The organism is Rhodopseudomonas sp. B29, from assembly GCF_000333455.1.
Taxonomy (GTDB): domain Bacteria; phylum Pseudomonadota; class Alphaproteobacteria; order Rhizobiales; family Xanthobacteraceae; genus Rhodopseudomonas.
In genome coordinates this window covers 1-3,238 of sequence record NZ_BADD01000034.1, presented here as the reverse complement: position 1 = coordinate 3,238, position 3,238 = coordinate 1, and the positions used below count along the sequence as shown (strand labels likewise).

The following is a 3,238-nucleotide window of genomic DNA, read 5'->3' as shown; positions in this document are numbered from 1 at the left end:
GGCCGTCGATCTGGTCGACGTCCGGCTTCTGCATCATCTCGAGGAACTGCCGCGCATAGGCCGACAGCGACTCGACGTAGCGGCGCTGGCCCTCGGCATAGATGGTGTCGAACGCCAGCGACGATTTGCCGGAGCCGGACAGGCCGGTGAACACCACCAGCTTGTCGCGCGGGATGGTGACGTCGACGTTCTTGAGGTTGTGCTCGCGGGCGCCGCGAATGGTGATGGCGGTCCGGCTCGAGGCCGGCTGGGGCTGTCGCTTGGCCTTGATCACTTCGTCCATCGGATGTCCAGACGCGGAAATGCGCCGCTAGGAGGCGGGGCCGCGCCGGAAATCCGGGAGCTCACGCCGGGAGGGCTGAGCTTGGAACATAGGAAGAACGAGAAGCGATTTCCAGAGGCAGCAGCCCGACATCAACCGATTGTTCGCGGCTGGGTTCGCCAGCATCGCTTTTCTGGTGGCAGGAACGACAAAGGGGCCGGCGTCCGCCGGCCCCTCGTCGTTCCGCCTGTGCAGCCGTTAGTGGAACAGATAGCTGACGCGCGCTGTGACCGCGTTGATGTCGGCCTTCACGCCTTCGCTATAGAACAGCGGCGCGCCCGGGGCGACGCCGTTGATCGGGCCGCTGTGGTTCTTGGACGACAGGTTCAGGTAGTTGTACTCGACGCCGAGGATCCAGTTGCTGGTGAGCTTGTATTCGACGCCGGCGCCGACGGTCCAACCGTCCTGCCATTTCGAGGCGCCGGACCAATGCTGCAGCGTTGCCGGCAGCGGGAAGTAGTCCTGAACGCTGCTCTTGACGTGGCCGGTCGCCCAGCCGCCCTTGGCGTACAGCAGCCAGGTGTTGTCCGGCGTCCAGCCGAGCCGGCCGACAATGGTGGCGTAGGAGTCGATCTTCGACTCGAACGAGACGTTCTGGCCGCCGAACACCGGGTCGGCGAAAATGCCGGTGCTGTTTTTGATATCCGAGCCCGAGTAGGTGCCTTCGAGGCCGACCACGAATTGCTGGAACTGCCAGTTGTAGCCGACCTGCACGCCGCCGACGACGCCGGCCTTGGTGTTGGTCGAGAAGCTCTGACCGTTCAGCAGATAGTGGTCGCCGCCCGCGACCGAATCGAAGGTGGTCTTGCCCCAGCCGCCGCCGACATTGCCGCCAATGTAGAAGCCGGCCCAGCCGGGCACCGGCGCAATCACCGGCGCCTTGGTGTAAGTGCGCGGTGCCAAGTCGGCAGCCACAGCGGGCGCAGCCAAAGCAACCACTGCGAGGGTCGAAACCAGAATCCGTTTCATAGCTCTCTCCAAATCAAGATGACGTCCAAATTTCGGAGTGAAGCCTAGTGCGATTCCGCGCGCGAGGCTGTTCCCGCCCTGCAACAGTCGGGGCAAAATACAATCTATAGTAGTGGTAAGGAAGTATACCAACATTACGCGAGTAGTGGTGTGTGATCAGTTCAGAACGTTTCGGGGCGTCTAGAGCTCACCGCTTTGATTGAATCAGAACTCGCGATGTGAAGGCGCTGCCACAAGTACACCCCCATGGCGGAGAGGCGCGAAGCGCCGTGTCGAACCAGGGCGGCAGGCATCGCGCGGTCCATCCCTAGAGATGGCTCATCCTTCGAGACGCCCCGGCTTCGCTGTTCGAGCTTCACCGCGGCACCTCAGATGAGGACTCAAGCGCCTGAAACGAGCTGCTGCTTCGATCGATTCATGAACCGCGCCGGCGCAGTCAGCGGACCGACATCGCGTGGCAATCAGCGCGACGGCGGGATGAGCCGATCGCGGTACATCGTCGCAAAGCCGAGCAACGCAGGTTGCGGTCCGACCGGGCGCGACGTCCAACCTCGGCGCGGCCCAAAACGAAAAAGGCCGGCGCGAGGCCGGCCTTTCCGAAGTTCCTAGTTTCGCGAAGATCAGTACTTCGCGACGACCGGGCCGCCCCAGCGATAGTTGATGCGGGCGGTGACCACGTCGAGGTCCTGCTTGACGCGGTCCGTCGCGGTCGGCGCGATCGGGAAGGTGTAGGTCTTGTTGTCGAGGAACACGTGATCGTATTCCACCGCGAACGACCAGTTCGGGGTGAAGCCATATTCCAGGCCGCCACCGACGGTGCCACCCCAGCGGGTGCCCTTGACCGAGTCGAACGCCGGACCGCCGACGAAGCCGTATTCGTACTTGTTGCTGACGACGCCCGCACCGCCCTTCACGTAGAGCAGCGCGTTGTTCCAGGCGTAGCCGACCTGGCCGGTGAACAGGCCGAAAGCGTCGACCTTGGTCCGGTTGCTGGCGGTCGGGAAGCGGGTGCTGACGTTGGAGCCCTTCAGGTCGGCCCAATCGCCCTGAGCTTCGAGGCCGAACACCCAGGAGGACGCCTGCCAGCGATAGCCGATCTGGCCACCGGCGACGGCGCCCGAGGCGTCGTGCGAACCTTCAGCGCCGGCAGCGGCCGGGCCGAGATAATCCCAACGCGCACGGCTGGTACCCCAGCCGCCGTTGGCGCCGATGTAGAAGCCCGACCAATCATAGATCGCCGCCATCATCGGCGGAGCCTTGGTGTAGGGGCGGGCAGCGAGATCGGCAGCCATGGCCGGAGCCGCGCCCATCGCGATCAAACCAACAGTCCCCAGCAAAAACTTTTTCATCTCAAATCCCCCAGCTCTTCGTCGTGTTCGCCCGTATCGTCGTGGCCGGTCCCGTCGGCTGCACCGTTGATCGAGCAGGATGTCAGTGCGCGAGCGCCCTCGCTGATGTCGTCAACATACGCGAGTCTGCGGAAAAAACCGTCACCCAAAAACCACACTTCGTGACGAACTACGCGGCGCCGAAATCGATGAATTGTTTACGGAAATTCTAAGGTGGGCGGGTGATCAAGGCGGCTCACGGTGGTTCCCGAAGCGGGACACACGCGGAAAATCCGCCTAAACTTCAGGCTGGTGCCCAGATGGGGTTTTCTGGCGAACAAAACTGGAACATACTTGCATATCGTGGATAACCACGCGGCTGAACGGGTCCGCTGTCGCCCAAGGTCTGGTTGATCGTCATATCCGTCATGTCGCGCCCCTCGACTAATCGCCGAGCGATCATGGTCGCGGGAGTTAACGGCTGAATGACAACTGCGACAAAATATACTTAGCGCATGCGGCCGCGCGATTGCCGGAGCATCTTCGATGCCGCGCGTTCGTCTCTCTGTTCGTCGGAACTAATTGTTGGATGAATTGCGAGGCCCACGATAATGCGGCG

General features: G+C 62.6%; 3 protein-coding genes. All 3 read right to left on the bottom strand.

Features of this window, described 5'->3' with window-relative positions; translation table 11 throughout:
* Positions 1 to 283, bottom strand: a 283-nt coding sequence (locus I5M_RS01000; RefSeq protein WP_031334911.1) for a hypothetical protein, incomplete at its 3' end; no start/stop codon positions are given.
* A 237-nt stretch (positions 284 to 520) separates the two neighbouring features.
* The gene (locus I5M_RS00995) at positions 521 to 1,291 is read right to left on the bottom strand and encodes an outer membrane protein (RefSeq protein ID WP_022719694.1); all 771 of its coding nucleotides are present in this window, start codon (positions 1,289 to 1,291) and stop codon (positions 521 to 523) included.
* Positions 1,292 to 1,911: 620 nt separating this feature from the next.
* Positions 1,912 to 2,640, bottom strand: coding sequence for an outer membrane protein (locus tag I5M_RS00990; protein WP_022719693.1), 729 nt, complete (start codon positions 2,638 to 2,640; stop codon positions 1,912 to 1,914).
* Positions 2,641 to 3,238 lie beyond the last annotated feature (598 nt).